The following is a 23322-nucleotide window of genomic DNA, read 5'->3' as shown; positions in this document are numbered from 1 at the left end:
CGGGGCATCCAGTACGCCGCGGCCTCTCGGTTCAATCATGATCGTCTCGGAATACTGGATCGCCCGCTTTCGCGGGCGATGACAGTGAATATGCCGAGGGGTCTCGAAATCAGATCACAGTCGCGCCTTCGTGCTGGAAGCCGAGATAGCTTGCCGCAACGCGCTCGTTCGCGGCGATGTCGCTGGCCTTGCCGCTCAGCACGAACTCGCCGAGCTCCATCACATAGGCCTGGTCCGCGATCTTCAGGGCGGCCTGCGCGTTCTGCTCCACCAGCAGCACCGAGACGCCGCTGGCGCGCAGTTCCGTGACGATACGGAAGATGTCGGCGACGATGATCGGGGCGAGCCCGAGGCTCGGCTCGTCCAGCATCAGAAGCTTCGGCTCGCCCATCAGCGCGCGGCCCATCGCGAGCATCTGCTGCTCGCCGCCGGAGAGCGTGCCGGCGAGCTGCTTGCGCCGCTCCTTCAGCCGCGGGAACAGGCCGTAGATCCGCTCCATCGAGGCCTTCGCCTTGCTCCGCTCGATCCGAAAGGCGCCGAGCTCGAGATTGTCCTCGACATTCATGGTCACGAACAATTCGCGGTGCTCCGGCACGAGGCCGAGGCCCATCGCGACGCGGTCCTCGATGTCGAGCCGGGCGAGATCCTGGCCGGCAAAGGCGACGCGGCCCTTCAGCGGAAAAATCCCCATGATCGCCGACAGAAGCGTGGTCTTGCCGGCGCCGTTGGCGCCGACGATGGTGACGATCTGGTTTGCGCCGACCTCGAGCGAGACCGCACGCACCGCCTCGACCTTGCCATAGGCGACATGGGCGTCGGTGACGGACAACAGCGCGCTCATGCCGCCACTCCGAGATAGGCCTTGATCACTTCGGGATTGGTCTTGATCGTGGCGGGCGTGCCTTCCGCGATCTTGGTGCCGAAATCGAGCACCACGATGCGGTCGGCGAGGTTCATGACGAAGCCCATGTCGTGTTCGACCAGCAGCACGCTCATGCCGCCGTCGCGCAATTCGCGCAGCAAGGTTGCGAGCCGCTGCTTCTCCATGTGGCGCAGGCCCGCGGCCGGCTCGTCGAGCAGCAGCAGCATCGGATCGACGCAGAGCGCGCGTGCGATCTCGACGATACGCTGCTGGCCGAGCGAGAGCGAGCCGGCGAGCTGATGCATCTGGTCGGCAAGCCCGACGCGCTCGATCTGGCGGGCGGCTTCCGCGAGCAGTTTCGCCTCGTCAGCGCGATCGAGCCGCAGCATCGAGGCAATCGGGCCGGAATGACCGCGCAGGTGCGCGCCGATCGCGACGTTCTCCAGCACGGTCATGTCTGGCACCAGCTTCACATGCTGGAACGTGCGGGAGATGCCGAGCTTGACGATCTCCTGCGGCGGCGCGTTGTCGACCTTCTTGCCAAGCACCGAGACCGAGCCCGAGGTCGCCGACAGCACGCCGGTGATCAGGTTGAAGGTCGTGCTCTTGCCGGCGCCGTTCGGTCCGATCAATGCAACGATCTCGCGGGCCTGAACGTCGAACGAGACGTTGTTGACGGCAATCACGCCGCCGAATTGTTTGCGCGCTTTCTCGACCTGGAGCAGGACGCTGGCCTCGTCGGAGGATCGCGTGCGCTGCTCCAGTTTCAGCGAGGTGTCGGGCTTCTTGCCGCCGGCTCTCTCGGGCAGGAACGATATCAGCCAGGGCCAGAGGCCGCCGGGGGCAAGCTGCAGCAGCGCCACCAGCATGATGCCGAACACGATGGTCTCGACCTGGCCGGAGCCGGGCAGAATCAGCGGCAGGTAGCTCTGCAGCACCTCTTTCAGGATCACGACGATCGCCGCGCCGAGTACGCCGCCCCAGACATAGCCGGCGCCGCCGACCACCGCGATGAAGAGATATTCGATGCCCATATGCGCGCCGAACGGCGTCGGGTTCACCGCGCGCTGGAGATGGGCGTAGAGCCAACCGGAAAGGCCGGCGAGCACCGCGGCATGGATGAACACCAGCAGCTTCGCGCGCGGCGTGTGCACGCCGAACGCTTCCGCTGCGACATGGCCGCGGCGCAGCGCGCGGATGGCGCGGCCGGTGCGGGAGTCCAGCAGGTTCATCGTCAGCAGGGCCGAGACGATCACCGCGATCCAGATCGCGTAATAGATCGAGCCGGGCGAGAGCATCTTGAACGTGCCGATCGACAGCGGTGGGATCGCCGAGATGCCGTCGTTGCGTCCCAAAAACTCCAGCTTGCTGAAGAGGTAGAACAGGCCGAGCCCCCAGGCGAGCGTGCCGAGCGGCAGATAATGGCCGGAGAGGCGGACGGTGATCAGCCCGAGCAGCACCGCCAGCAATCCGCTGACCAGGAGCGACAGCGGCAATGTCAGCCACGGCGACAGGCCATAGGCGGTCGACAGCACGGCCGTGGTGTAGGCGCCGAAGCCGACGAAGGCTGCCTGGCCGAACGAGGTCAGGCCGCCGACGCCGGTGAGCAGCACGAGGCCCATGGCGACGAGGGCTGTGAGGCCGATATTGTCGAGCAGCACGATCCAGAACGGCGGCATGCCCGGAACGAACGGGATCGCCGCCATGACGGCTGCGAAGACGAGAATGGGAAGCCGGCTCTGCATCTTGGCCTCAGTCCTTCTCTTCTTCGACCGCGGGCGCGGCGAGCGAGCGCAGCAGCAGCACGGGGATCAGCAGCATGAAGACGATCACTTCCTTGTAGTTGGAGGCGTAGAAGGACGAGAATGCCTCGACGATGCCGACGACCAGCGCCGCAACCGCAGTGAGCGGGTAGCTGACGAGGCCGCCGATGATCGCGGCGACAAACCCCTTCAGGCCGATCAGGAAGCCGGAGTCGTAATAGAGCGTCGTGATCGGTACGATCATGATGCCCGACAGCGCGCCGATCACGGACGCCAGCAGGAAGGCGATCTGCCCCGACAGTGTGGTGCGGATGCCGGCCAGCCGTGCACCGAGCCGGTTCACGGCGGTCGCGCGCAGCGCCTTGCCGTAGAGCGTCAGGCCGAAGAACAGCCAGAGCCCGACGATGAAGGCGATAGTGATGGCATAGACCGTGATGCTCTGGCCGGTGAATCGCAGCGCACCGGCGGTGAAGGACCCTGACAGCACGGCAGGTCCGCGCTGGCCTTCGGCGCCGAAGAACAGCAGGCCCAGCCCCTGAAGTGCGAGATGCACGCCGACCGATGCGATCAGCAGCACCAGCACCGAGGTGTGCGCCAGCGGCTGGAATGCGATCCGGTAGAGATAGAGACCGATCATCGCGACGATCACCAGCGACAGGGCGATCGAGACCGCCACCGGCGGCTTCTGGGCAGCGAAATAGACGGTCAGCGCCAGCACGACGGCCGGCAGCACGACGTTCGTGACGAGGCTGCGCAGGATCAGGCGCCCATGCAGCGCCTTGCGCGCCACGAAAAGGTCGAAGCCAAAGGCGCCGATGCCCAGCGCCAGCGCCAGCTTGGCCGTGCCCGGCATCTGGCCCGCCGCCAGCGAGGCATAGGTCAGTGCGCCATAGGTGACGAATTCGCCCTGGGGGATCAGGATCACGCGGGTCACGGCAAAGACCAGCACCAGCGCCAGGCCGAGCAGCGCGTAGATCGCGCCATTGGTGATGCCGTCCTGCACCAGGAACAGCATGATGGTGGTATTCAAGACCGGACGCTCCCCCTCAAAGATCAGGGACCGCTCTCCGCAATTGCGGTGGATGGTCCCTCACAGCCATTGAAATACGCTGACGATATTTGATATGGTCCATAACAATTATCAAATATAACTTCAAGGGTGGCGAGCGACCCGCCCGAATTTAGCGGGATTACGAGCACGAGGCGATGACCGTTTCCAAAACCGCTGAAAAGTCTTCCGAAAAGTCCGGCGACGCTGCCAAGGGCCGCAAGGACGCGGCCGACGCGCAGCCGGAGGCTCTCCAGCTCGGCGAGCTCTCCGAACAGCTCGGTTATGTCCTGAAGCGGGCGCAGCTCAAGGTGTTCGAGAACTTCCTGCGCTGCATGGCCTCGCTCCAGCTCACGCCCGCGCAGTTCTCCGTGCTGCTGCTGGTCGAGAAGAATCCGGGCCGTAATCAGACCGAGGTCGCCTCGACCCTCGGCATCCTGCGCCCGAATTTCGTGGCCCTGCTCGACAATCTGGAGAGCCGCGACCTCTGCGCCCGGATCCGCTCCACCAACGACCGCCGCTCGCACATCCTGGTCTTGACCGACAAGGGCAAGGCCGTGCTGACCCGCGCCAAGAAGCTGGTCGCCACCAAGCACGAGTCGCGGCTGAACGAGCTGCTGGGGCAGGCGAACCGCGAAGCCCTGCTCGGGATGCTCGCGAAGATCGCGAACGAGTTTTGAGGCTCTGGCTGTCGGCCGCTTGGCAGGCAGGCTTGATCCACGCTCTCCGCTGTCATCGTCCGGCTTGACCGGACGATCCAGTACTCCGAGACGGTTGTGATTGATCGACAGGCTGCGGCGTACTGGATTCCCCGCCTCCGCGGGGAATGACGCCGTGGTCGGAGCAGGCGCCTCAATCCACCAGGATCACGCGAATATCGTTCACGTTCGTCAGCGTCGGTCCGGGCATCAGCAGATCCCCCGTCGCCTCGAAGAAACTGGTCGCGTCGTTGTTGTCCAGATACGCCTGCGGCTGAAGGCCCTGCGCCTTCATCTTCGTGAAGGTCGCCGCATCGATCAGCGCGCCGGCGGGATCGGTGGGGTGGCCGGCGCCGCCGTCGGCGCCGTCGGTGTCGCCGGCGAGCGCCGAAATATTCGGCGTGTCCTTCAACAGCGCGGCGAGCGCCAGCGCGTATTCCTGGTTGGGGCCGCCGCGGCCATGGCCGCGCACGGTGACCGTGAGCTCGCCGCCGGAGAGGATCGCGAGGCGCTTGCCTTGCGCGCGCGCATCCAGCGCCAGCCTGGCATGGGCGGCGGCGACCTCACGAGCCTCGCCTTCGAGATCGGCGCCGAGATCGATGGTCTCGTAGCCGGCCTCGTGAGCGAGCTTCACCGCAGCGTCGAGCGATTGCTTGGGGCGCGCGATCAGCTCGAACGACGCGCGGGCGAAGGCGGCATCACCAGGCTTGGCGCTTTCATTCGCGGGATCATCCAGCGCGCGCCTCACCGCGTCGTCGATGGCGAGCTTGTATTTCGCGACGATCGCACGCGCATCCGCCAGCGTGGTCGGATCGGGCACGGTGGGGCCGGAGGCGATCGCGGACGGATCGTCGTGCGGCACGTCGGAGATCGCGAGCGTCACGATCTCCGCGGCATTCCTGCCCGCACGCGCAAGCCGCCCGCCCTTGATGCGCGACAAATGTTTTCTGACGACATTCATCTCGCCGATCGGCGCGCCCGAACGCAACAGCGCCTTGTTGACGGCCTGCTTCTGCGCAAAGCTGATGCCGTCCACCGGCGCGATCCAGTTGGCCGAGCCGCCGCCGGTGAGCAGCACCAGCAGCAGATCGTCGGACCCGGCCTCGGCTGCGAGCGCAAGCGTGTCGGCCGCGCCCTTGAGGCCGGCTTCGTCAGGCATGGGATGGCCGGCCTCGACCACGCGGATGCGGCGCGTCGGCACGCCATAGCCATGGCGCGTGGTGGCGATGCCGAGCAGGCGTTCCGGCGCAAGTTTCAACGTGTCGAGATAGTGTCGCTCCGCGGCGGCGGCCATCGCACCTGCGCCCTTGCCGGCGGCCAGGCAGATCACGCGCCCTTTCGGCGCGGGCCGCAGATGCGGCGCCAGGATCGTACTGGGATGGGCGGCGGCAACGGCGGCGTCGTAGAGCGCGCGGAGCAGGGGACGTCGGTCGGTCATGACGAAGGCCTTGAGCGGACAGAACAGACTGGCGGCAAACGCCGCAAGGTCACATGCCTACCGCATTGGCTGCGAAAGCGTAAGCAGGCTTTACCGTCATTCGATTGTGCAATCGCGTGATCATAATCGGTGCGCAAGCAAAAACCCCCTGCGACCAGCGCAGGGGGTTTTGTCGTCTCGCGTGTGTCAGGCGACTAGCCGCCGACGTCGGCGCTGATCACGTCACCGAACAGTTCCCAGCGCTCGCCCTTGAATTTCTCGAGGCGGAGCTGGCTGATCGGCGCGAAGTCGGTCGCAGACGTGTTGATCTGGATTCCCGGCAGCAGCGCTTCGGTGCGGAAGTTCTTCAGGCTGGCGGCCTGCTTCATGACGTTCTCGCGCGTGAGATCGTCGCCGCACTGCTTCAGCACGTGAACGAGGGTCTGCGCCACGGCGTAACCGACGATGGTGCCCTTATCGAGCTTGTCGCCGTCGGGGAAGTATTTGCTCATGAATGCGAGAAAGTCCTTCATGCCGGGATCGTTGGCCCATTCGGTATCCGACACGTCCTTCAGGTAGTCGGCCGAGATGATATCCTGGCCGTTCTCGAAGCCGGCCGGCTTCATCACGCTGCCGACGGAGGCCGAGACGTTGTTGAGGAAGTGCAGCGGCTTCCAGCCGATCTCGGCGTTCTTCTTGATGGCCTGGGCCGCGAATTTCGGCGTCGTGATGTTCATGAAGACGTCGGCGCCGGTCGACTTCAGCTTCACGATGTGGTTGTCGATGGTCGGCTCGGAGGTCTCGTAGCTCTCTTCGATGACGATCATCGAGGCGGCTTTCGAGCCGAGGCCGTCCTTCAGGCCCTTCAGATAGTCCTTGCCGTAATCGTCGTTCTGGAAGAGCACGGCGATCTTGGCGTCCGGCTTGTTCTTCAGGAGCCACTTCGCATAGATCTGCGTTTCGCTCTGGTAATTGGGCTGCCAGCCCATGGTCCAGGGGAAGTTCTGCGGATCGTTCCACTTGGTGGCGCCGGTGGCGACGAACAGCTGCGGCACCTTCTTCGAGTTCATGTATTTGTGGATCGCCGAATTCGGCGGCGTGCCGAGCGAGTTGAAGATGAACAGCACCTCGTCGCTCTCGACCAGCTTGCGCGCCTGCTCCACCGTCTTCGGCGGCGAGTAGGCGTCGTCATAGGAAACGAAGTTGATCTTGCGGCCGTTGATGCCGCCTTCTTCGTTGATCTTCTTGAAGTAGGCGGCTTCGGTCCGTCCGATGATGCCGTAGGCGGAGGCCGGTCCGCTGTAGGGCATGATGTTGCCGATCTTGATCTCGGTGTCGGTCGCGCCGGTATCGTATTTCTTCTGGGCCGATGCGGTGGAGGTCGCGGCTGCAATGAGCGCGAGCGCCAGTGACGCGGCCGCAAGCTTGCCGGTGACAGCGGGCATTCCTATCTCCCTATTTTCTTGGTGTGTGTGCGCCCCTTTTCTTGTCTTGCTTGTTTTTGGTGACGCGGCCGCAATTCAATACGATTTGGCCTGTGCCTTCAACAGAAAGCCCCAGCGACGGCGTCGCAGGGGCTGCTTCTTTAGTAGTCAGAGACGCACGCGGCCTCGTGTGCGACTGCGAAGGCGCAGCTGTCTTGAGTTGTTTTATAGTAGACAGGCTATTTTGAGTTGATCGCCTTCAACGGCCGGTCTCGTAGGGTGGGCAAAGGCGCGCTCTTCGCGCCGTGCCCACGATCTGTCCGGGTTGGATAGAGACGGTGGGCACGCTTCGCTTTGCCCACCCTACGAACGGTCGCCAAACCATATCGCGTTGAGATCTCTCAATGCCCGATCTCGCTCGAGATGATGTCGCCGAACAGCTCCCATTTCCGGCCCTTGAAGCGCATCATCTGGAGCTGCTCGATCGGCGCGAAATTGTCCGGCGCCGTGTTGATCTTGATGCCGGGCAAGAGCGTGTCCGGCTCGAAATCCTTCAGGCTCGCGGCTTGCTTCATGACGTTCTCGTGGGTGAGCTCGTCGCCGCACATCTGCAGCACCTTCACCATGGTCTGGGCGGCGGCATAGCCGAACACCACGCCGGCATCGAGCTTGTTGGCCTTGGGATCGTATTGCGCGAGGAAGTTATAGAACTTCTTCATGCCGTCATCGGCATTCCATTGCGGATCGGAGCCGTCCTTGGTGTAGCTCGCCGACAGGATGCCTTGCGAGATTTCGATTCCCGCCGGTTCGAGCACGCCGCCGACCGAGGCCGAGACGTTCGAGATGATGTGCACCGGATGCCAGTTGATCTCGGCAGCCTTCTTGATCGCCTGCGCCGCGAATTTCGGGGTGGTGATGCTGATGAAGACGTCGGCGCCCGAGGCCTTCAATTTCACGACGTGCTCGTCGATCGCGGGCTCCGAGGTGTCGTAGCTGTCTTCCATGGTGATCATCGAGCCCTTGGGCCCAAGGCCGTCCTTCAGCCCCTTCAGATAGTCCTTGCCGAAATCGTCGTTCTGATAGAGCACGGCGATCTTGGCGTCCGGCTTCTCCTTCATGAGGTATTTGGCGTAGATGCGCGCCTCGCTGGCGTAGCTCGGCTGCCAGCCCATGGTCCACGGATACTGCTTCGGATCGCTCCATTTCGAGGCGCCGCTCGCCACGAATAATTGCGGCACTTTCTTCTCGTTCATGTATTTGCGGATGGCGCCGTTGGTGGAGGTGCCGAGCGAACCGAAGATCAGCAGCACGCCGTCGCTCTCGACCAGCTTGCGCGCCTGCTCCACCGTCTTCGGCGGCGAATAGCCGTCGTCGTAGGAGATGAACTTGATCTTGCGGCCGTTGATGCCGCCCTCGGCATTGACCTTGTTGAAATAGGCTTCCTCGGCCTTGCCGATCGCGGCATAGGCGGAGGCCGGCCCGCTATAGGGCATGATGTTGCCGATTTTGATCTCGGTATCGGAAGCGCCGCTGTCGTATTTCTTTTGCGCCAGTGCCGGGCAGCTCATTGCAGTGCACAAAGCGAGCGCGGCGAAAATGGCCGCAACCTGAGATCGAACGACAGTCATCTTTCTCCACCCGGAATGGATCGGCGCCGCATTGAACAAGATTGATGCCTGACGTCAACAAAAAGCCCCCGCGGTCTCCCGCGGGGGCTTTGTCAGATTTGACCCGACTTGGGACTATTGCGTCAGCGCGTCACTCGGAGGCGACGTCGCCGCTGATGATCTCACCGAACAGTTCCCATTTCTCGCCCTTGAAGCGTTGCATCTGGAGCTGCGAGATCGGGGCGAAATCGGTGGCGCTGGTGTTGATCTTGACGCCGGGCAGCAGCGTGTCCGGTGCAAAATCCTTCAGCGAGGCGGCCTGCTTCATGATGTTGGCGCGGGTGAGATCGTCACCGCACATTTCCAGCACCTTGGCCAAGGTCGACGCTGCGCCATAGCCGTAGACCATGCTGGTGTCGGATTTGTCGGCACCAGGCATGTACTTGTCGACGAACTCGTTCCACTTCTTCATGCCGGGATCGTTGTTCCACTGCGGATCGGTGGAGTCCTTGGCGTAGGCCGCCGACAACACGTTCTGCGCATTTTCAAAGCCGGCCGGCTTCATCACGCTGCCGACCGAGATCGACACGTTGGTGAGGATCTGGAGCGGCTTCCAGCTGAGTTCCGCCGTCTTCTTGATGGTCTGGGCCGCGAACTTCGGCGTGGTGTAGATCAGAAGCACGTCCGGGTTGGCCGCTTTGATCTTGACAATGTGGCCGTCGATCGAGGGCTCGGAGACCTCATAACTCTCTTCCATGATGATCATGGAGGAGGCCTTGGCGCCAAGACCATCCTTGGTGCCCTTGAGGTAGTCTTTGCCGAAATCGTCGTTCTGATAGAGGATCGCGACCTTGGCGTCCGGCTTCTCCTTCAGCAGCCACTTCGCATAGATCTGCGCTTCGCTCTGGTAGGAGGGCTGCCAGCCGATGGTCCAGGGGAAGTTCTTGGGGTCGTTCCACTTGGTAGCGCCGGTGGCGACGAACAGCTGCGGGATCTTCTTGGAATTGAGATACTTCTGGATCGCCGTGTTCGAGGGGGTGCCGAGCGGATTGAAGACGACGAGAACCTCGTCGCTCTCGACCAGCTTGCGAACCTGCTCGACGGCCTTCGGCGGCGAATAGGCGTCGTCATAGGTGACGAAATTGATCTTGCGGCCGTTGATGCCGCCCTTGTCGTTGATCATTTTGAAATAGGCTTCTTCGGTCTTGCCGATGATGCCATAGGCCGACGCGGGACCGCTGTACGGCATGATGTTGCCGATCTTGATCTCGGTATCGGTCGCGCCGGTGTCGTATTTCTTCTGGGCAAAAGCGGCCCCGGAGGTGAGGGTCGCGACCGCCGTTACGAGCGCGGTGGTTCGCAGTGTTCTTCCGAAAAGCAATTGGGTCTCCTTGGTTAAATAACGGTCCTGATGACGTTTTCAGTTCTTCCTGAGCTTACCGGCGAGCTGTTGGCCCAGGATCGCGACTTGCCTTGCGCCGTGCGGCACCAGGTAGATGACGAGGAACAGCAGCACGCCGAACACGGCGCCGGAGAGGCCCTTGGAGATGCCCTCCGCGATGTTCGGCACGAAGATGATGAAGGCGGCGCCGACGATCGAGCCGGGCAGCCAGCCCACGCCCCCGACGACCATGCCGAGGAACAGCGAGATCGCGAGCGTGATGGTGTAGCTGTCGGGCGCGACGAACTGCACCGCGATGGCGCCGAGCGAGCCGGCGATGCCGGTGATGGCGGCCGACACGCCGAAGGCCAGCGTCTTGTAGAGCGCGACGTCGACGCCCATGGCTGACGCCGCGATCTCGTTGTCGCGGATCGCCATGAAGGCGCGGCCGGAGCGGGACCGCAGCAGGTTCACGGCAAGAATGTAGATCCCGATCACGACCACCAGCGTGAAGTAATACAGCCACATGTCCTGCGACATCTTCAGGCCGAACGGCGCGTCCGGCTTGGTGACGACGAGGCCCTGCACGCCGCCGGTCCAGTGCTCGAGGAAGTTCAGCTTGAGGAGCTGCGGCATCGCCGTGGCCAATGCGAACGTCGCAAGCGCGAGGTAAACGCCGGAGAGTCGCAATGCCGGCTGCCCGAACAGGAAGCCGAAGCCGAAGCAGACCACGCCGGCGATCGGCAGGGTCACCGCATAATTGACGTTGAAATGCTCCATCAGCACCGCGGTCGTGTAGGCGCCGACCGCGTAGAATGCGCTCTGCCCGAGCGAGAACTGTCCGGAGCCGCCGGTCAGGATGTTCAGCGCCAGCACCGCCAATCCATAGATCAGCAGCATCGTCATCTGGAAGATGATGAAGTTCTTGACGAAGATCGGCATGATGATCAGCGCGGCGAGCACCACCAGCGAGGTGCCCATGCCCAGCGTCATCGCCCGCTTCGGAACGGCCTCGACCGCCTGATGGCCTTCTGCAACGACTTCTTCTGCAGCGCTCATGATCAAACTCGCTTGACGATTTGCCGGCCGAACAGGCCAGCGGGTTTGACGACCAGGACGGAGATGATCAGCGCGAGCGCGATCGGGAGTTTCAGCTCGTTGCCGACGCCGGGGATATAGGTCCCGGCGAGGTTCTCGAAGACGCCGACCAGGAAGCCGCCGACAACGGCGCCGAACGGGCTGGTGAGACCGCCGAGCACCGCGGCCGCAAAGCCGTAGATCAGCACGCCGCCCATCATGTTGGGCTCGAGGAACACCACGGGAGCGATCAGCATGCCGGCGATCGAGCCGATCGCGGTCGCCATACCCCAGCCGAGTGCGATCATCCAGGACGTGTTGATGCCGACGAGGCGGGCCGATTCAGGCACCGACGCGGCCGCGCGCATCGCAAGACCGATCCGCGTGTACTGGAAGAAGAAGTAGAGACCGAGCAGCAGCAGCACCGTGACGCCGATCATGCCGGCCTGGTGGGTCGAGATCAGCTGGCTGCCCAGGAACGGCGCGGACCCGAACGGGGTCGGATACTGCTTGATGGTGAAGTCCCAGATCAGGCCGGCCGAGGAGTTGATGATCGCGAACAGTGCGATGAAGCCGGCGACGTTGGTCAGCACCGGCGCTTTCGCCAGCGGCTTGAACAGGATCCGTTCGATCGCGATGCCGGCGATGAAGGACAGGGCCAGCGTGAGAATAAAGGCGGCCCAATAGGGGATGCCCCACTGCATCAACTGCCAGGAGATGAAGGTCGAGAACATCGCCATCTCGCCCTGCGCGAAGTTGAGATGGTCGATCGCCTGGTAGATCATGACCACGGCCAGCGCCATGCAGGCATAGATCGCGCCCGTGGCGATGCCGGCCAGCACTTGGTTGGTAAAAAGCTCCATCGTGCCGGCTCCTCAGTAACCCAAATAGGATTTGCGGATTTCTTCGTTGTTCGCGATGTCCTTGGCATTGCCCGACATCACGATGCGTCCGGTCTCGATCACATAGGCCTGGTCGGCGAGCTCGAGCGCGAGCTGCGCGTTCTGCTCGACCACCAGGATCGACACCTTGTCCTCGCGATTGATCTTGCCGAGGATGCCGAACAGGTCGCGCACCACCAGCGGCGCGAGGCCGAAGGAGGGCTCGTCCAGCAGCATCAGCCGCGGCCGCAGCATCAGCGCGCGCGCCACCGCGAGCATCTGTTGCTCGCCGCCCGAGAGCGTGCCGGCCTGCTGGGTGTGGCGCTGCTTCAGCACCGGGAAATGCGCATACATGCGCTCGATGTCGGAAACGATGCCGGCGCTGTCCTTGCGGGTGATGGCACCGAGCTGGAGGTTTTCCTCCACCGTCATGGTGGTGAAGGTGCCGCGGCCCTGCGGGACGTGGGCAATGCCGAACCGCACGATGTTCTCGGTGGAGCGGCTGCTCAGCGACTTGCCTTCGAACTCGACCGCACCGGTGGAGCGCACCATGTTGCAGATCGCGCGCAGCGTCGTGGTCTTGCCGGCGCCGTTGGCCCCGAGCAGCGTCGTCAGCGAGCCCTCGTTGAGCGAGAAGGACAGGCCATGGAGTGCCTGGACCTGGCCGTAATAGGCACGCAGGTCCTTGACGTTGAGCAGCGCCGTCATTGGTCCTTGCTCCCGAGATAGGCCTTGATGACGTCGGGATCGACCTGCACCTGGGCGGGCGTGCCTTCCGCGAGCTTCTTGCCAAAATTCAGCGCGACGACGTGGTCGGCGATCGACATCACGAGGCCCATGTGGTGCTCGACCAGCAGCACGGTCATGTGGCGTTCGTCGCGGATGCGGCGGATGAGGTCGCCGAGCGCATAGACTTCCTCGTGGTTGAGGCCGCCGGCGGGCTCGTCGAGCAACAGTATCTTTGGATCGGCCGCGAGCGCACGCGCGAGCTCGACACGCTTCTGTGTGCCGAAGGGAAGCCCGGACACGACAGTGTGGGCGACGTCCTCGAGCTTGAGATAAGCGAGGATCTCGTGAACCTTCCTGTTGACGCTGGTTTCGCTGCGCCGAACCCAGGCCAACTTCAGCGAGTCGCTGATGATGTCGCTGGACGTCTTCGAATGCGCGCCGACGCGGACGTTGTCCATCACCGTGAGGTTCGGAAACAGTGCCACGTTCTGGAAGGTGCGGCCGATGCCGATCTCGGCAATCCGGTGCGGCTTCCGCGACAGGATGCTCACGCCTTCCATCAGGATGTCGCCGGCCGACGGCTGGTACAGCCGCGAGAGGCAGTTGAAGAGCGTGGTCTTGCCGGCGCCGTTGGGGCCGATCAATCCGAGGATCTGGCCCTTGTGCATGTCAAAGGACACGCCGTTGAGCGCGACGATGCCCCCGAACACGACGCTGACGTCGCGAACCGCGAGCAGGGGCGATGTCCCCTGCGCGAGCTGTGCCTGCGTCATCTCGTCTCGCCCACATGAGTCAGTGGGGGAAGGGGCGATGTGAACCGCTCCTGATGATGACAAAGGCTATCTGAATCCCTCAGCCACACGCGCAACTTTCCCTCCTGATTTCAGCTTTTTGCTGACTTCTTTTTTGGATTGCGGCATCAGTCCCCCGAGTGCCGCTTCGATGTTCCTTACCATCGCAAGCAGACGCGGTCCAATGTCGTTGATCAAACGCTCTTCCGTGAAGCGGAATGCGGGCGCGCCGCAATTGATTGCGTAAGGCCCGGTTCCGTCGTTGAGCTTGAGCGCGACGGCAGCGGCGCCGATGTCGTCATGCCAATCGCCGACCGACATCGCGAAACCGTATTTCGCAACGGTCTCGCCGGAACGCTCCAGGCCGTCGCGCATCTTCGGCCAGCGGCTGCCGTAATGTTCGCGCAGGATACGGGAGACTTCGGCGCGGCCCTCGTCGTCGAGCGCCCAGAAATAGGCGCGGCCCATCGCGCTGGTTGCAATAGGCACGCGCGAGCCGACGTCAAGTTGAACACCGACCGTCTCGCTGCCGCGACTTTGCCCGAAATAGATCATGCTATGACGATCGCGGCCGCCGATCGCGACCGCGCCGCCGGTCGCGCGCATCATGTCTTCGCGAAACGGCTCGGACAAATGCCGAACGCCGAGATTGGCGAGCGCGGCATAACCGAGCGCCATCGCGGCCGGCGCGAGCTGATACTTCTCGAAACGGGGAACCGGTGCCAGATAACCGAGCTTCGTCAGCGTATAGGTCAGCCGCGAAACGGTCGGCTTCGGCAGGTTGGTGCGCGCGGCGATTTCCTGGTTGCCAAGCAGTCCGTCGTTGGGGTGGAATGCGCGCAATACGTCCAGTCCGCGGGAAAGCGCGACGACGAAATTCCGATCGGTCGCTGTCTTCTTTCCTGTACGCTTCATCCCTGATCTGCTTCTTGCGCGGAGTCGTTGACAACGTCCGTGCTTCAAAATAACCCTGCCGTCAAGATGCGGAATTAAATTCCGCACCGCGAAATCGAACAAAAGTAAATCCCCACCAAGGAGGGACACCGTGAGCGAAGTGGTCAAGCTTGAGCGTCATGACGAAGTCGGGATCGTCACGGTCAATAGTCCTCCGGTCAATGCGCTGAGTGCCGCAGTTCGTGGTGGTATTCTGGAATGCATCAAGGCTGCGGTCGCCGATCCCGCGATCAAGGGCATCGTGCTGACCTGCGCCGGCCGCACCTTCATCGCCGGTGCCGACATCACCGAATTCGGCAAGCCCCCGAAGGCGCCCGGCCTCAACGAAGTGCTGGCCGAAATGGAAGGCTCGCCGAAGCCGATCGTGGCCGCGATCCACGGCACCGCGCTCGGTGGCGGCCTCGAGGTCGCGCTGGCCTGTCATTTCCGCGTGGCCGTCAAAGAGGCCAAGCTCGGCCTGCCCGAGGTGAAGCTCGGCCTGCTGCCGGGCGCCGGCGGCACCCAGCGCCTGCCGCGCGCGGTTGGTCCCGAGCTCGCGGTCAAGATGATCGTCGGCGGTGATCCCATCGGCGCTGCCGAAGCGCTGAAGAACGGCCTGATCGAGGAGATCGTCGAAGGCCCGGCCTCCGGCGGCGAAGCCTTCGTCCGCAAATTGCTCGCCGAGAAGCGCCCGCTGCGCCGCCTGCGCGACGACGATTCCAAGATCGCGGCGGCCAAGGCCGATCGCTCGATCTTCACCAATGCGGTCGCCGCCATGACCAAGAAGTCGCGCGGCCTGGAGGCGCCGTTCGCGGCCGCCGACGCCGTTGGTGCGGCGATCGACCTGCCGTTCGACGAAGGTCTGAAGAAGGAGCGCGAGGGCTTCCTCAAGCTCGTCGCCAGCGACCAGTCGAAGGCTCAGCGCTATGCTTTCTTCGCCGAGCGCGAGGCCAACAAGATCGCAGGTGTGCCCGAAGGCACCAAGCCGCGTCCCGTTAACCGTGTTGCCATTCTCGGCGCCGGCACCATGGGTGGCGGCATCGCGATGTCCTTTGCCAATGCCGGCGTTCCCGTCACGCTGATCGAGACCGGCGAGGAGCAGCTCAAGCGCGGCATGGGCATCATGCAGAAGAACTGGGAAGCGACCGCGGCACGCGGCGGCATCCCGGCTGACGCGCCCGCCAAGCGCATGGCGCTGATCAACGGTGTCGTCGGCATCGAGAACGTCGGCGACGCCGATCTCGTCATCGAAGCCGTGTTCGAGACCATGGCGGTGAAGCAGGAAGTGTTCGGCAAGCTCGATCAGTACGTCAAGCCGGGTGCCGTGCTCGCCTCCAACACCTCGTATCTCAACATCGACGAGATCGCGAAGGCGACCAAGCGTCCGCAGGACGTGCTCGGCATGCACTTCTTCTCGCCCGCCAACGTCATGAAGCTGTGCGAGATCGTGCGCGCCGACAAGACCGCGCCGGACGCGCTGGTCACTGCCGTGACCATCGCGCGCAAGATCGCGAAGGTGCCGGCCGTCGTCGGCGTCTGCGACGGCTTCGTCGGCAACCGCATGCTCGCCCAGCGCGGCAAGCAGTCGGAAAAGCTGCTGTTCGAAGGTGCCTTGCCGCAGCAGGTCGACGCCGTCGTCACCAAGTTCGGCATGCCGATGGGGCCGTTCGCGATGGGCGACCTCGCCGGTCTCGACATCGGCTGGCGCTCGCGCAAGGACCGCGGCATCAAGTCGGAGATCGCGGACGCGCTCTGCGAAGCCGGCCGCTTCGGCCAGAAGACCGGCAAGGGCTATTACAAGTACGAAGCCGGCAGCCGCTCGGCGCTGCCCGATCCCGAGGTCGAGAAGCTGATCGACGAGACGCTGCTCCGCCTCGGCCGCAAGAAGCGTGTCGTCAGCGACGACGAGATCCTCGAGCGCATGATGTACCCGATGATCAACGAGGGCGCGAAGATCCTCGAAGAGGGCATCGCGGCGCGTCCCTCCGACATCGACGTGGTCTGGCTCTACGGCTATGGCTGGCCGATCTACCGCGGTGGCCCGATGTTCTGGGCCGACACCGTCGGCCTCAAGCACATCGCCGATCGCCTGGCCTTCTACGCCAAGGAGACCAACGACCCCAGCCTCGAGCCCGCGCCGCTGCTGAAGAAGCTCGCGGCCGAAGGCGGCACATTCGCCTCGCTGGCGGCGGCGTCGAAGGCGGCTTGATGGCCGCTTCAGCTCAACCCTCGTCATTCCGGGCTCGCGACTTTGTCGCGCCCCGGAATGACGGTCTCTGTTAGTTGCTCGCTCAACCAATCAAGAACAATGACCCATCCCGGCGAACAGTTTTATCCCGAGGGCGTGCGTTGGGACGACACCATCGTCCAGGGCTCGCTGCCCGACCTGTTGTCGAACGCCGCCGCTGAATACGGCCCGCGCACCGCGCTGGAATTCCGCGATCGTCCGATCACCTACACCGAGCTTGCCGCCATGGCCGAGCGCGCGGCGGCCGCGTTCCTGCGTGAAGGCATCGGCAAGACCAATTCCGTCGCGCTGTTCCTCGGGAACACGCCGGACCATCCCATCAATTTCTTCGGCGCGCTGAAGGCCGGCGCCCGCGTCGCGCATCTCTCGCCGCTCGACGGCGAGATCGCGCTGACCCACAAGGTCTCGGATTCCGGCTCGCGCCTGCTCGTGACCTCCAATCTCGCGGCACTGCTGCCGACGGCGCTGAAGTTCCTGGAGAAGGGCCTGATCGACCGTCTCGTCGTCTGCGAGGACGACACTTGGGGCAAGGTCGGCACGCCGCAAGCCGCGATCCCCGATGATCCCCGCATCGTCACCTTCAAGGCTTTCGTCGAAGGCGCGCCCACGCCCGCGCAATGGCCGTCGGTGACGGCCGACGACGTCGCGCTGCTGCAATATACCGGCGGCACCACCGGCCTGCCCAAGGGCGCGATGCTCACGCATGGCAATCTCTCTTCCGCGGTCTCGATCTACGACGTCTGGGGCAAGCCTGGCCGTGCCGCGCGCGGCGATGTCGTCGAGCGCGTGATCTGCGTGCTGCCGCTGTTCCACATCTATGCGCTGACCGTCGTGCTGTTGTCGGCGCTCAGCCGCGGCAATCTGATCTCGCTGCATCAGCGTTTCGACGTCGAAGCGGTGATGCGCGACATCGAACTCAAGCGCGCGACTTACTTCCCGGGCGTGCCGACGATGTGGATCGCGATCGCCGCACTTCCCGATCTGGACAAGCGCGATTTCTCTTCGCTCAACGCCATCGGCTCCGGCGGCGCGCCACTGCCCGTCGAGGTCGCGAGCTTCTTCGAACGCAAGGTCGGCAAGAAGCTCAAGAGCGGCTGGGGCATGACCGAGACCTGCTCGCCCGGCACCGGCCATCCGCCCACAGGCCCCGACAAGCCGGGCTCGATCGGCCTGATGCTGCCCGGCATCGAGCTCGACGTCGTCTCGCTCGAAAACCCGACCAAGGTGTTGCCGCCGGGCGAAGTCGGCGAGATCCGCATCAAGGGGCCGAACGTCACCCAGGGTTACTGGAACAAGCAGAAGGAAGTCGCGGAGTATTTCTCCGACGGCCGCTTCCTCACCGGCGACATCGGCTATGTCGACACCGACGGCTATTTCTTCCTGGTCGATCGCAAGAAGGACATGATCATCTCCGGCGGCTTCAACGTCTATCCGCAGATGATCGAGCAGGCGATCTACACCGTTCCGGGCGTGCACGAGGTGATCGTGCTCGGCATTCCCGACCAATATCGCGGCGAAGCCGCAAAAGCCTTCATCAAGCTCAAGCCCGACGCCAAGCCGTTCACGCTCGACGAGCTGCGCGCGCAACTCGCCGGCAAGGTCGGCAAGCACGAGCTGCCGGCCGAAATCGAGTTCGTCGACGATCTGCCGCGCACGCCGGTCGGCAAGCTGTCGCGCCACGAGTTGCGCCAGCAGCAGAAACCAGCACAATCCACGCAAACTGCATCAGGAGGTCGCTCTTGACCGACGCCGTCATCGTTTCCACCGCCCGCACCCCGATCGGCAAGGCCTATCGCGGCATGCTCAACGCCACCGAGGGCGCAACGCTGCTCGGCCACGCCATTGGCGGGCCGTCGCCCGCGCCAAGGTTGATCCGAAGGAGATCGAGGACGTCGTGATGGGCGCGGCGCTCCAGCAGGGTTCGACCGGCGGCAACATCGCGCGCAAGGCGCTGCTCCGCGCCGGCCTGCCCGTCACCGTCGCCGGCACCACCATCGACCGTCAGTGCGCCTCGGGCCTGCAGGCCATCGCGCTGGCCGCGCGCTCGGTGATCTTCGACGGCGTCGAGATCGCGGTCGGCGGCGGCGGCGAGTCGATCTCGCTGGTGCAGAACGACAAGATGAACGGTTTCCACGCCCAGGATCCGGCGCTGCTCAAGATCAAGGGCGAGGTCTACATGCCCATGATCGACACGGCCGAAATCGTTGCCAAGCGCTACGGCATCTCGCGTGAGAAGCAGGACGAATACTCCCTGGAGAGCCAGCGCCGCACCGCGGCCGCGCAGCAGGGCGGCAAGTTCAAGGACGAGCTCGCGCCGATCACGACGCAGATGGCCGTCACGGACAAGGCGACCGGCGCCGTGTCGATGAAGGAAGTCACACTATCGCAGGACGAGGGCCCGCGCCCCGAGACCACCGCCGAAGGCCTCGCCGGCCTGAAGGCCGTGCGCGGCGAAGGTTTCTCCATCACCGCCGGCAATGCCAGCCAGCTCTCCGACGGCGCCAGCGCCTCCGTCATCATGAGCGACAAGGAAGCCTCGAAGCGCGGACTGAAGCCGCTCGGCATCTTCCGCGGCTTCGTCTCCGCCGGCTGCGAGCCGGACGAGATGGGCATCGGTCCGGTCTTCGCCGTGCCGCGCCTGCTGAAGCGTCACGGCCTCACGGTCGACGACATCGGCCTCTGGGAGCTGAATGAAGCCTTCGCGGTTCAGGTGCTGTATTGCCGCGACAAGCTCGGCATCGACCCCGAGAAGATCAACGTCGACGGCGGCGCGATTGCCGTCGGCCATCCCTACGGCATGTCGGGCGCGCGCCTCACCGGCCATGCCTTGATCGAAGGCCGCCGCCGCAAGGCGAAATACGCGGTCGTCACCATGTGCGTCGGCGGCGGCATGGGCGCCGCCGGTCTGTTCGAGATTTTGCAGTAATTCACAGGAGGATCCGATGGATCTCGCATTCACGAAAGAAGAGCAGGCGTTTCGCGAGGAAGTGCGGTCATTCTTCCGCGACAACGTGCCGCCGGATACGCGGCGCAAGCTGGTCGAGGGCCGTCATCTCTCGAAGGACGAGATGGTGACGTGGTGGCGCATCCTCAACAAGAAGGGCTGGGGCACCAGCCACTGGCCCACGCAATATGGCGGCACCGGCTGGACCTCCGTGCAGCACTACATCTTCAACGAGGAGCTGCAGTCCTATCCGGCGCCGCAGCCGCTCGCCTTCGGCGTCAGCATGGTCGGCCCCGTCATCTACACCTTCGGCAACGAGGAGCAGAAGAAGAAGTACCTGCCGCGCATTGCGAATGTCGACGACTGGTGGTGCCAGGGCTTCTCCGAGCCCGGCTCCGGCTCCGATCTCGCCTCGCTCAAGACGAAAGCCGAGCGCAAGGGCGACAAGTGGATCATCAACGGCCAGAAGACCTGGACCACGCTGGCCCAGCACGCCGACATGATCTTCTGCCTTTGCCGCACCGACAACAATGCCAAGAAGCAGATGGGCATCTCCTTCATCGTGTTCTCGATGAAGTCGAAGGGCGTCACCGTGCGCCCGATCCAGACCATCGACGGCGGCGTCGAGGTCAACGAGGTGTTCTTCGACGACGTCGAAGTGCCCATCGAGAATTTGATCGGCGAGGAGAACAAGGGCTGGGATTACGCCAAGTTCCTGCTCGGCAATGAGCGCACCGGCATCGCCCGGGTCGGCGTCTCCAAGGAGCGCCTGCGTCGCATCCGCGATCTCGCGGGCAAGGTGGAGTCCGGCGGCAAGCCGATCATCCAGGACGCGGCTTTCCGCGAGAAGCTCGCGGCCTGCGAGATCGAGCTGAAGGCACTCGAGCTGACGCAGCTGCGCGTCGTCGCCGACGAGGGCAAGCACGGCAAGGGCAAGCCCAATCCGGCGTCCTCGGTGCTGAAGATCAAGGGCTCGGAGATCCAGCAGACCACCACCGAGCTCCTGATGGAAGTGATCGGCCCGTTCGCCGCGCCCTACGACGTGCATGGCGACGACGGCTCGAACGAAGCCATGGACTGGACCGCCCAGATCGCGCCGAGCTACTTCAACAACCGCAAGGTCTCGATCTACGGCGGCTCCAACGAGATCCAGCGCAACATCATCGCCAAGGCGGTGCTGGGACTGTAGGCGTCATTCCGGGGCGCGCGTAGCGCGAGCCCGGAATCCATAACCACGATCGGGAGTATGGATCCCGGGCTCGCGCGATGCGCGCCCCGGGATGACGAAGCCAAATAATTTCGGGTACGAGGAAAAAGAAATGGATTTTGATCTGAACGAGGAGCAGCGGCTTCTCAAGGACAGCATCGACGGCCTGCTGACCGATTCCTACGATTTCGAGAGCCGCAAAAAGTACATGAAGGAAAAGGGCGGCTGGAGCCAGGCCGTCTGGGGCAAGCTCGCCGAGCAGGGCCTCCTCGGCCTTCCCTTTAGCGAGGCCGATGGCGGCTTCGGCGGCGGCGGTGTCGAGACCATGATCGTGATGGAAGCGCTCGGCAAGGCGCTGGTGCTGGAGCCGTATCTGGCAACGGTCGTGATCGGCGGCGGCTTTCTGCGTCATGCCGGCTCCGATGCGCAGAAGGCCGCGCACGTGCCCGGGATCATCGACGGCAGCAAGACGCTGGCTTTCGCCCAGCTCGAGAAGAACTCGCGCTACGATCTCTTCGACGTCGCCACGACCGCGAAGAAGAAAGGCGACGGCTGGGTCATCGACGGTGAAAAATTCGTCGTGCTCAACGGCGAGAACGCGGAGACGCTGATCGTCACCGCCCGCACCAAGGGTGACCGCCGCGACAAGAGCGGCATCGGCGTGTTCCTGGTCCCGGCGAGCGCCAAGGGCGTGACGAAAAAGTCGTACCCGACCCAGGACGGCTTGCATGCCGCCGACATCACCTTCACCGGTGTCGAGGTCGGCGCCGACGCCGCGATCGGCAATCCTGACGACTCCCTCGCGCTGATCGAGCGCGTGGTGGACGAGGCCCGTGTTGCGCTCTGCGCCGAGGCGGTCGGCCTGATGGACGAATCGCTCAAGACGACCGTCGAGTACATCAAGACGCGCAAGCAGTTCGGCGTGGCGATTGGCTCGTTCCAGTCGCTGCAGCATCGCGCCTCCGACATGTTCGTCGCCGCCGAGCAGGCCCGCTCGATGTCGATGTTCGCGACCATGGCCGGCGATTTCGAGGACGCCAAGGAGCGCTCCAACGCCATCGCAGCCGCCAAGGTGCAGATCGGCAAGTCGCTGAAATACGTCGGCCAGCAGGCGATCCAGCTCCACGGCGGCATCGGCATGACCATGGAGGCGAAGATCGGCCACTACTTCAAGCGCCTCACCATGATCGAGAACTCGTTCGGCGACACCGACTACCACCAGCGCCGCGTCGCGGATGGTGGCGGGTTGATCTAAGCCACGCAACGACTGTCATCCCCCGCGAAAGCGGGGGATCCAGTACGCCGCGGCCTCTCGATTCCAGCCGCGCCGTCTCTGGAATACTGGATCGCCCGATCAAGTCGGGCGATGACACCGAACTAGCGGAATCAACGGAGCAACAACAATGAAAAACACCCCGTTCGATCTCACCGGCAAGGTCGCCATCGTCACCGGCTCCAGCCGCGGCATCGGCCGCTCCTCCGCTGAACTCCTCGCCAAGCTCGGCGCGAAAGTCGTGGTCTCCTCCCGCAAGGCCGACGCCTGCCAGGAGGTCGCCGACGGCATCAAGGCTGCCGGCGGCGAGGCCACCGTCATTCCCTGCAACATCGCCCGCAAGGCCGAGGTCGAGGCGCTGATTGCGGGCACCATCAAGCACTACGGCAAGATCGACATCCTCGTCTGCAACGCCGCGGTGAACCCGTATTACGGCCCGCTGCTCGACATCACCGACGAGGCCTTCGACAAGATCATGGGCTCGAACGTCAAGAGCAACATCTGGCTCTCCGCGCTCGCGATCCCGCAGATGGCCGAGCGTGGTAATGGCTCGGTCGTCATCATCTCCTCGATCGGCGGCCTCCGCGGCTCGACGGTCATCGGCGCCTACGGCATCTCGAAAGCCGCCGACTTCGCACTGTGTCGTTCGCTCGCCGGCGAATGGGGCCCCAAGGGCGTCCGCGTCAACTGCATCGCGCCCGGCCTCGTCAAGACCGATTTCGCCCGCGCGCTGTGGGAAGACGAAGCGAACCTGAAACGCCGCACCGCCACCACGCCGCTCCGCCGCATCGGTGAGCCCGATGAAATCGCAGGTGCCGTGGCTTATCTCGCTTCGGATGCCTCGAGCTTCATGACGGGGCAGACGATTGTCATCGACGGCGGTGTAACGACCGCGGCGGTGTAGGATTCTGCCTCGCTCCCTCAGTGGGTCGTCCCGGACAAGCGCAAGCGCAGATCCGGGACCCATAGCCACAGGGAGATGTTTGGCGAAGATCCGGAGTAGGCAGCGTGCTCCATAACCGCATCCTGTGGTTATGGG

The 23322-nt window shown here is 64.0% G+C and carries 18 protein-coding genes and 1 pseudogene; 7 read left to right on the top strand and 12 right to left on the bottom strand.

What is annotated here, in order from left to right; all coding sequences use genetic code 11:
* Positions 1-109: 109 nt before the first annotated feature.
* From AB7532_RS31935 to AB7532_RS31925, 3 genes are read right to left on the bottom strand one after another with little or no spacing between them, the layout of a single operon-like run.
* Positions 110-841 (bottom strand): ABC transporter ATP-binding protein, encoded by a 732-nt coding sequence (locus AB7532_RS31935; RefSeq protein WP_441238634.1) that lies wholly within the window; start codon positions 839-841, stop codon positions 110-112.
* Entirely contained in the window at positions 838-2607 is a 1770-nt protein-coding gene (locus AB7532_RS31930) for a branched-chain amino acid ABC transporter ATP-binding protein/permease (RefSeq protein WP_441238633.1), read from the bottom strand. The genes AB7532_RS31935 and AB7532_RS31930 overlap by 4 nt, the downstream gene beginning before the upstream one ends.
* Before the next feature lie 7 nt (positions 2608-2614).
* The gene (locus tag AB7532_RS31925) at positions 2615-3655 is read right to left on the bottom strand and encodes a branched-chain amino acid ABC transporter permease (protein WP_441238632.1); all 1041 of its coding nucleotides are present in this window, start codon (positions 3653-3655) and stop codon (positions 2615-2617) included.
* 176 nt (positions 3656-3831) lie between these two features.
* On the opposite strand from AB7532_RS31925, the gene AB7532_RS31920 reads away from it, so the two are divergent.
* Positions 3832-4353 carry a MarR family winged helix-turn-helix transcriptional regulator gene (locus AB7532_RS31920; protein WP_441238631.1) on the top strand — a complete coding sequence of 174 codons (522 nt, stop codon included), beginning with the start codon at positions 3832-3834 and terminating at the stop codon, positions 4351-4353.
* A 172-nt stretch (positions 4354-4525) separates the two neighbouring features.
* Here AB7532_RS31920 and AB7532_RS31915 read toward each other — a convergent pair whose 3' ends face one another.
* The 9 genes from AB7532_RS31915 to AB7532_RS31875 form a co-directional block, all read right to left on the bottom strand.
* Positions 4526-5809, bottom strand: a complete 1284-nt coding sequence (locus tag AB7532_RS31915) for a glycerate kinase type-2 family protein (protein ID WP_441238630.1) — start codon at positions 5807-5809, stop codon at positions 4526-4528.
* 194 nt (positions 5810-6003) lie between these two features.
* Positions 6004-7233, bottom strand: coding sequence for an ABC transporter substrate-binding protein (locus AB7532_RS31910; RefSeq protein WP_441238629.1), 1230 nt, complete (start codon positions 7231-7233; stop codon positions 6004-6006).
* Positions 7234-7613: 380 nt separating this feature from the next.
* A complete protein-coding gene (locus AB7532_RS31905; protein WP_441238628.1) occupies positions 7614-8840 on the bottom strand; it encodes an ABC transporter substrate-binding protein in 1227 nt (408 codons plus the stop codon).
* Between the two features lie 130 nt (positions 8841-8970).
* Positions 8971-10200 carry an ABC transporter substrate-binding protein gene (locus AB7532_RS31900; RefSeq protein ID WP_441238627.1) on the bottom strand — a complete coding sequence of 410 codons (1230 nt, stop codon included), beginning with the start codon at positions 10198-10200 and terminating at the stop codon, positions 8971-8973.
* A gap of 39 nt (positions 10201-10239) precedes the next feature.
* Positions 10240-11259, bottom strand: a complete 1020-nt coding sequence (locus AB7532_RS31895) for a branched-chain amino acid ABC transporter permease (protein WP_441238626.1) — start codon at positions 11257-11259, stop codon at positions 10240-10242.
* A 2-nt stretch (positions 11260-11261) separates the two neighbouring features.
* Positions 11262-12140: a branched-chain amino acid ABC transporter permease gene (locus tag AB7532_RS31890; RefSeq protein WP_441238625.1), complete on the bottom strand. Its 879-nt coding sequence runs from the start codon at positions 12138-12140 to the stop codon at positions 11262-11264.
* A 12-nt stretch (positions 12141-12152) separates the two neighbouring features.
* Complete coding sequence (locus tag AB7532_RS31885) at positions 12153-12866, bottom strand: ABC transporter ATP-binding protein (RefSeq protein WP_441238624.1); 714 nt, start codon at positions 12864-12866, stop codon at positions 12153-12155.
* Positions 12863-13660 carry an ABC transporter ATP-binding protein gene (locus AB7532_RS31880; RefSeq protein ID WP_441238623.1) on the bottom strand — a complete coding sequence of 266 codons (798 nt, stop codon included), beginning with the start codon at positions 13658-13660 and terminating at the stop codon, positions 12863-12865. Before AB7532_RS31880 ends, AB7532_RS31885 begins: the two co-directional genes overlap by 4 nt.
* A 66-nt stretch (positions 13661-13726) precedes the next feature.
* Positions 13727-14593, bottom strand: coding sequence for an IclR family transcriptional regulator (locus tag AB7532_RS31875; protein ID WP_441239395.1), 867 nt, complete (start codon positions 14591-14593; stop codon positions 13727-13729).
* A gap of 130 nt (positions 14594-14723) precedes the next feature.
* On the opposite strand from AB7532_RS31875, the gene AB7532_RS31870 reads away from it, so the two are divergent.
* From AB7532_RS31870 to AB7532_RS31845, 6 genes and pseudogenes are all read left to right on the top strand, one after another.
* Complete coding sequence (locus tag AB7532_RS31870) at positions 14724-16820, top strand: 3-hydroxyacyl-CoA dehydrogenase NAD-binding domain-containing protein (RefSeq protein ID WP_441238622.1); 2097 nt, start codon at positions 14724-14726, stop codon at positions 16818-16820.
* A 99-nt stretch (positions 16821-16919) separates the two neighbouring features.
* Positions 16920-18602, top strand: a complete 1683-nt coding sequence (pimA, locus tag AB7532_RS31865; protein ID WP_441238621.1) for a dicarboxylate--CoA ligase PimA — start codon at positions 16920-16922, stop codon at positions 18600-18602.
* Positions 18599-19785: pseudogene (locus AB7532_RS31860) on the top strand (acetyl-CoA C-acyltransferase). The gene pimA and the pseudogene AB7532_RS31860 overlap by 4 nt, the downstream one beginning before the upstream one ends.
* Before the next feature lie 16 nt (positions 19786-19801).
* Entirely contained in the window at positions 19802-20992 is a 1191-nt protein-coding gene (gene pimC, locus AB7532_RS31855; RefSeq protein WP_441238620.1) for a pimeloyl-CoA dehydrogenase large subunit, read from the top strand.
* A 130-nt stretch (positions 20993-21122) separates the two neighbouring features.
* Entirely contained in the window at positions 21123-22265 is a 1143-nt protein-coding gene (gene pimD / locus AB7532_RS31850; protein ID WP_441238619.1) for a pimeloyl-CoA dehydrogenase small subunit, read from the top strand.
* A 148-nt stretch (positions 22266-22413) separates the two neighbouring features.
* Positions 22414-23187 (top strand): SDR family NAD(P)-dependent oxidoreductase, encoded by a 774-nt coding sequence (locus AB7532_RS31845; RefSeq protein ID WP_441238618.1) that lies wholly within the window; start codon positions 22414-22416, stop codon positions 23185-23187.
* Positions 23188-23322: the final 135 nt, after the last annotated feature.

This window comes from Bradyrhizobium sp. 930_D9_N1_4 (assembly GCF_052076015.1).
In the GTDB taxonomy this organism is placed as follows: domain Bacteria; phylum Pseudomonadota; class Alphaproteobacteria; order Rhizobiales; family Xanthobacteraceae; genus Bradyrhizobium.
This window is presented reverse-complemented; position numbering and strand designations above follow the sequence as displayed.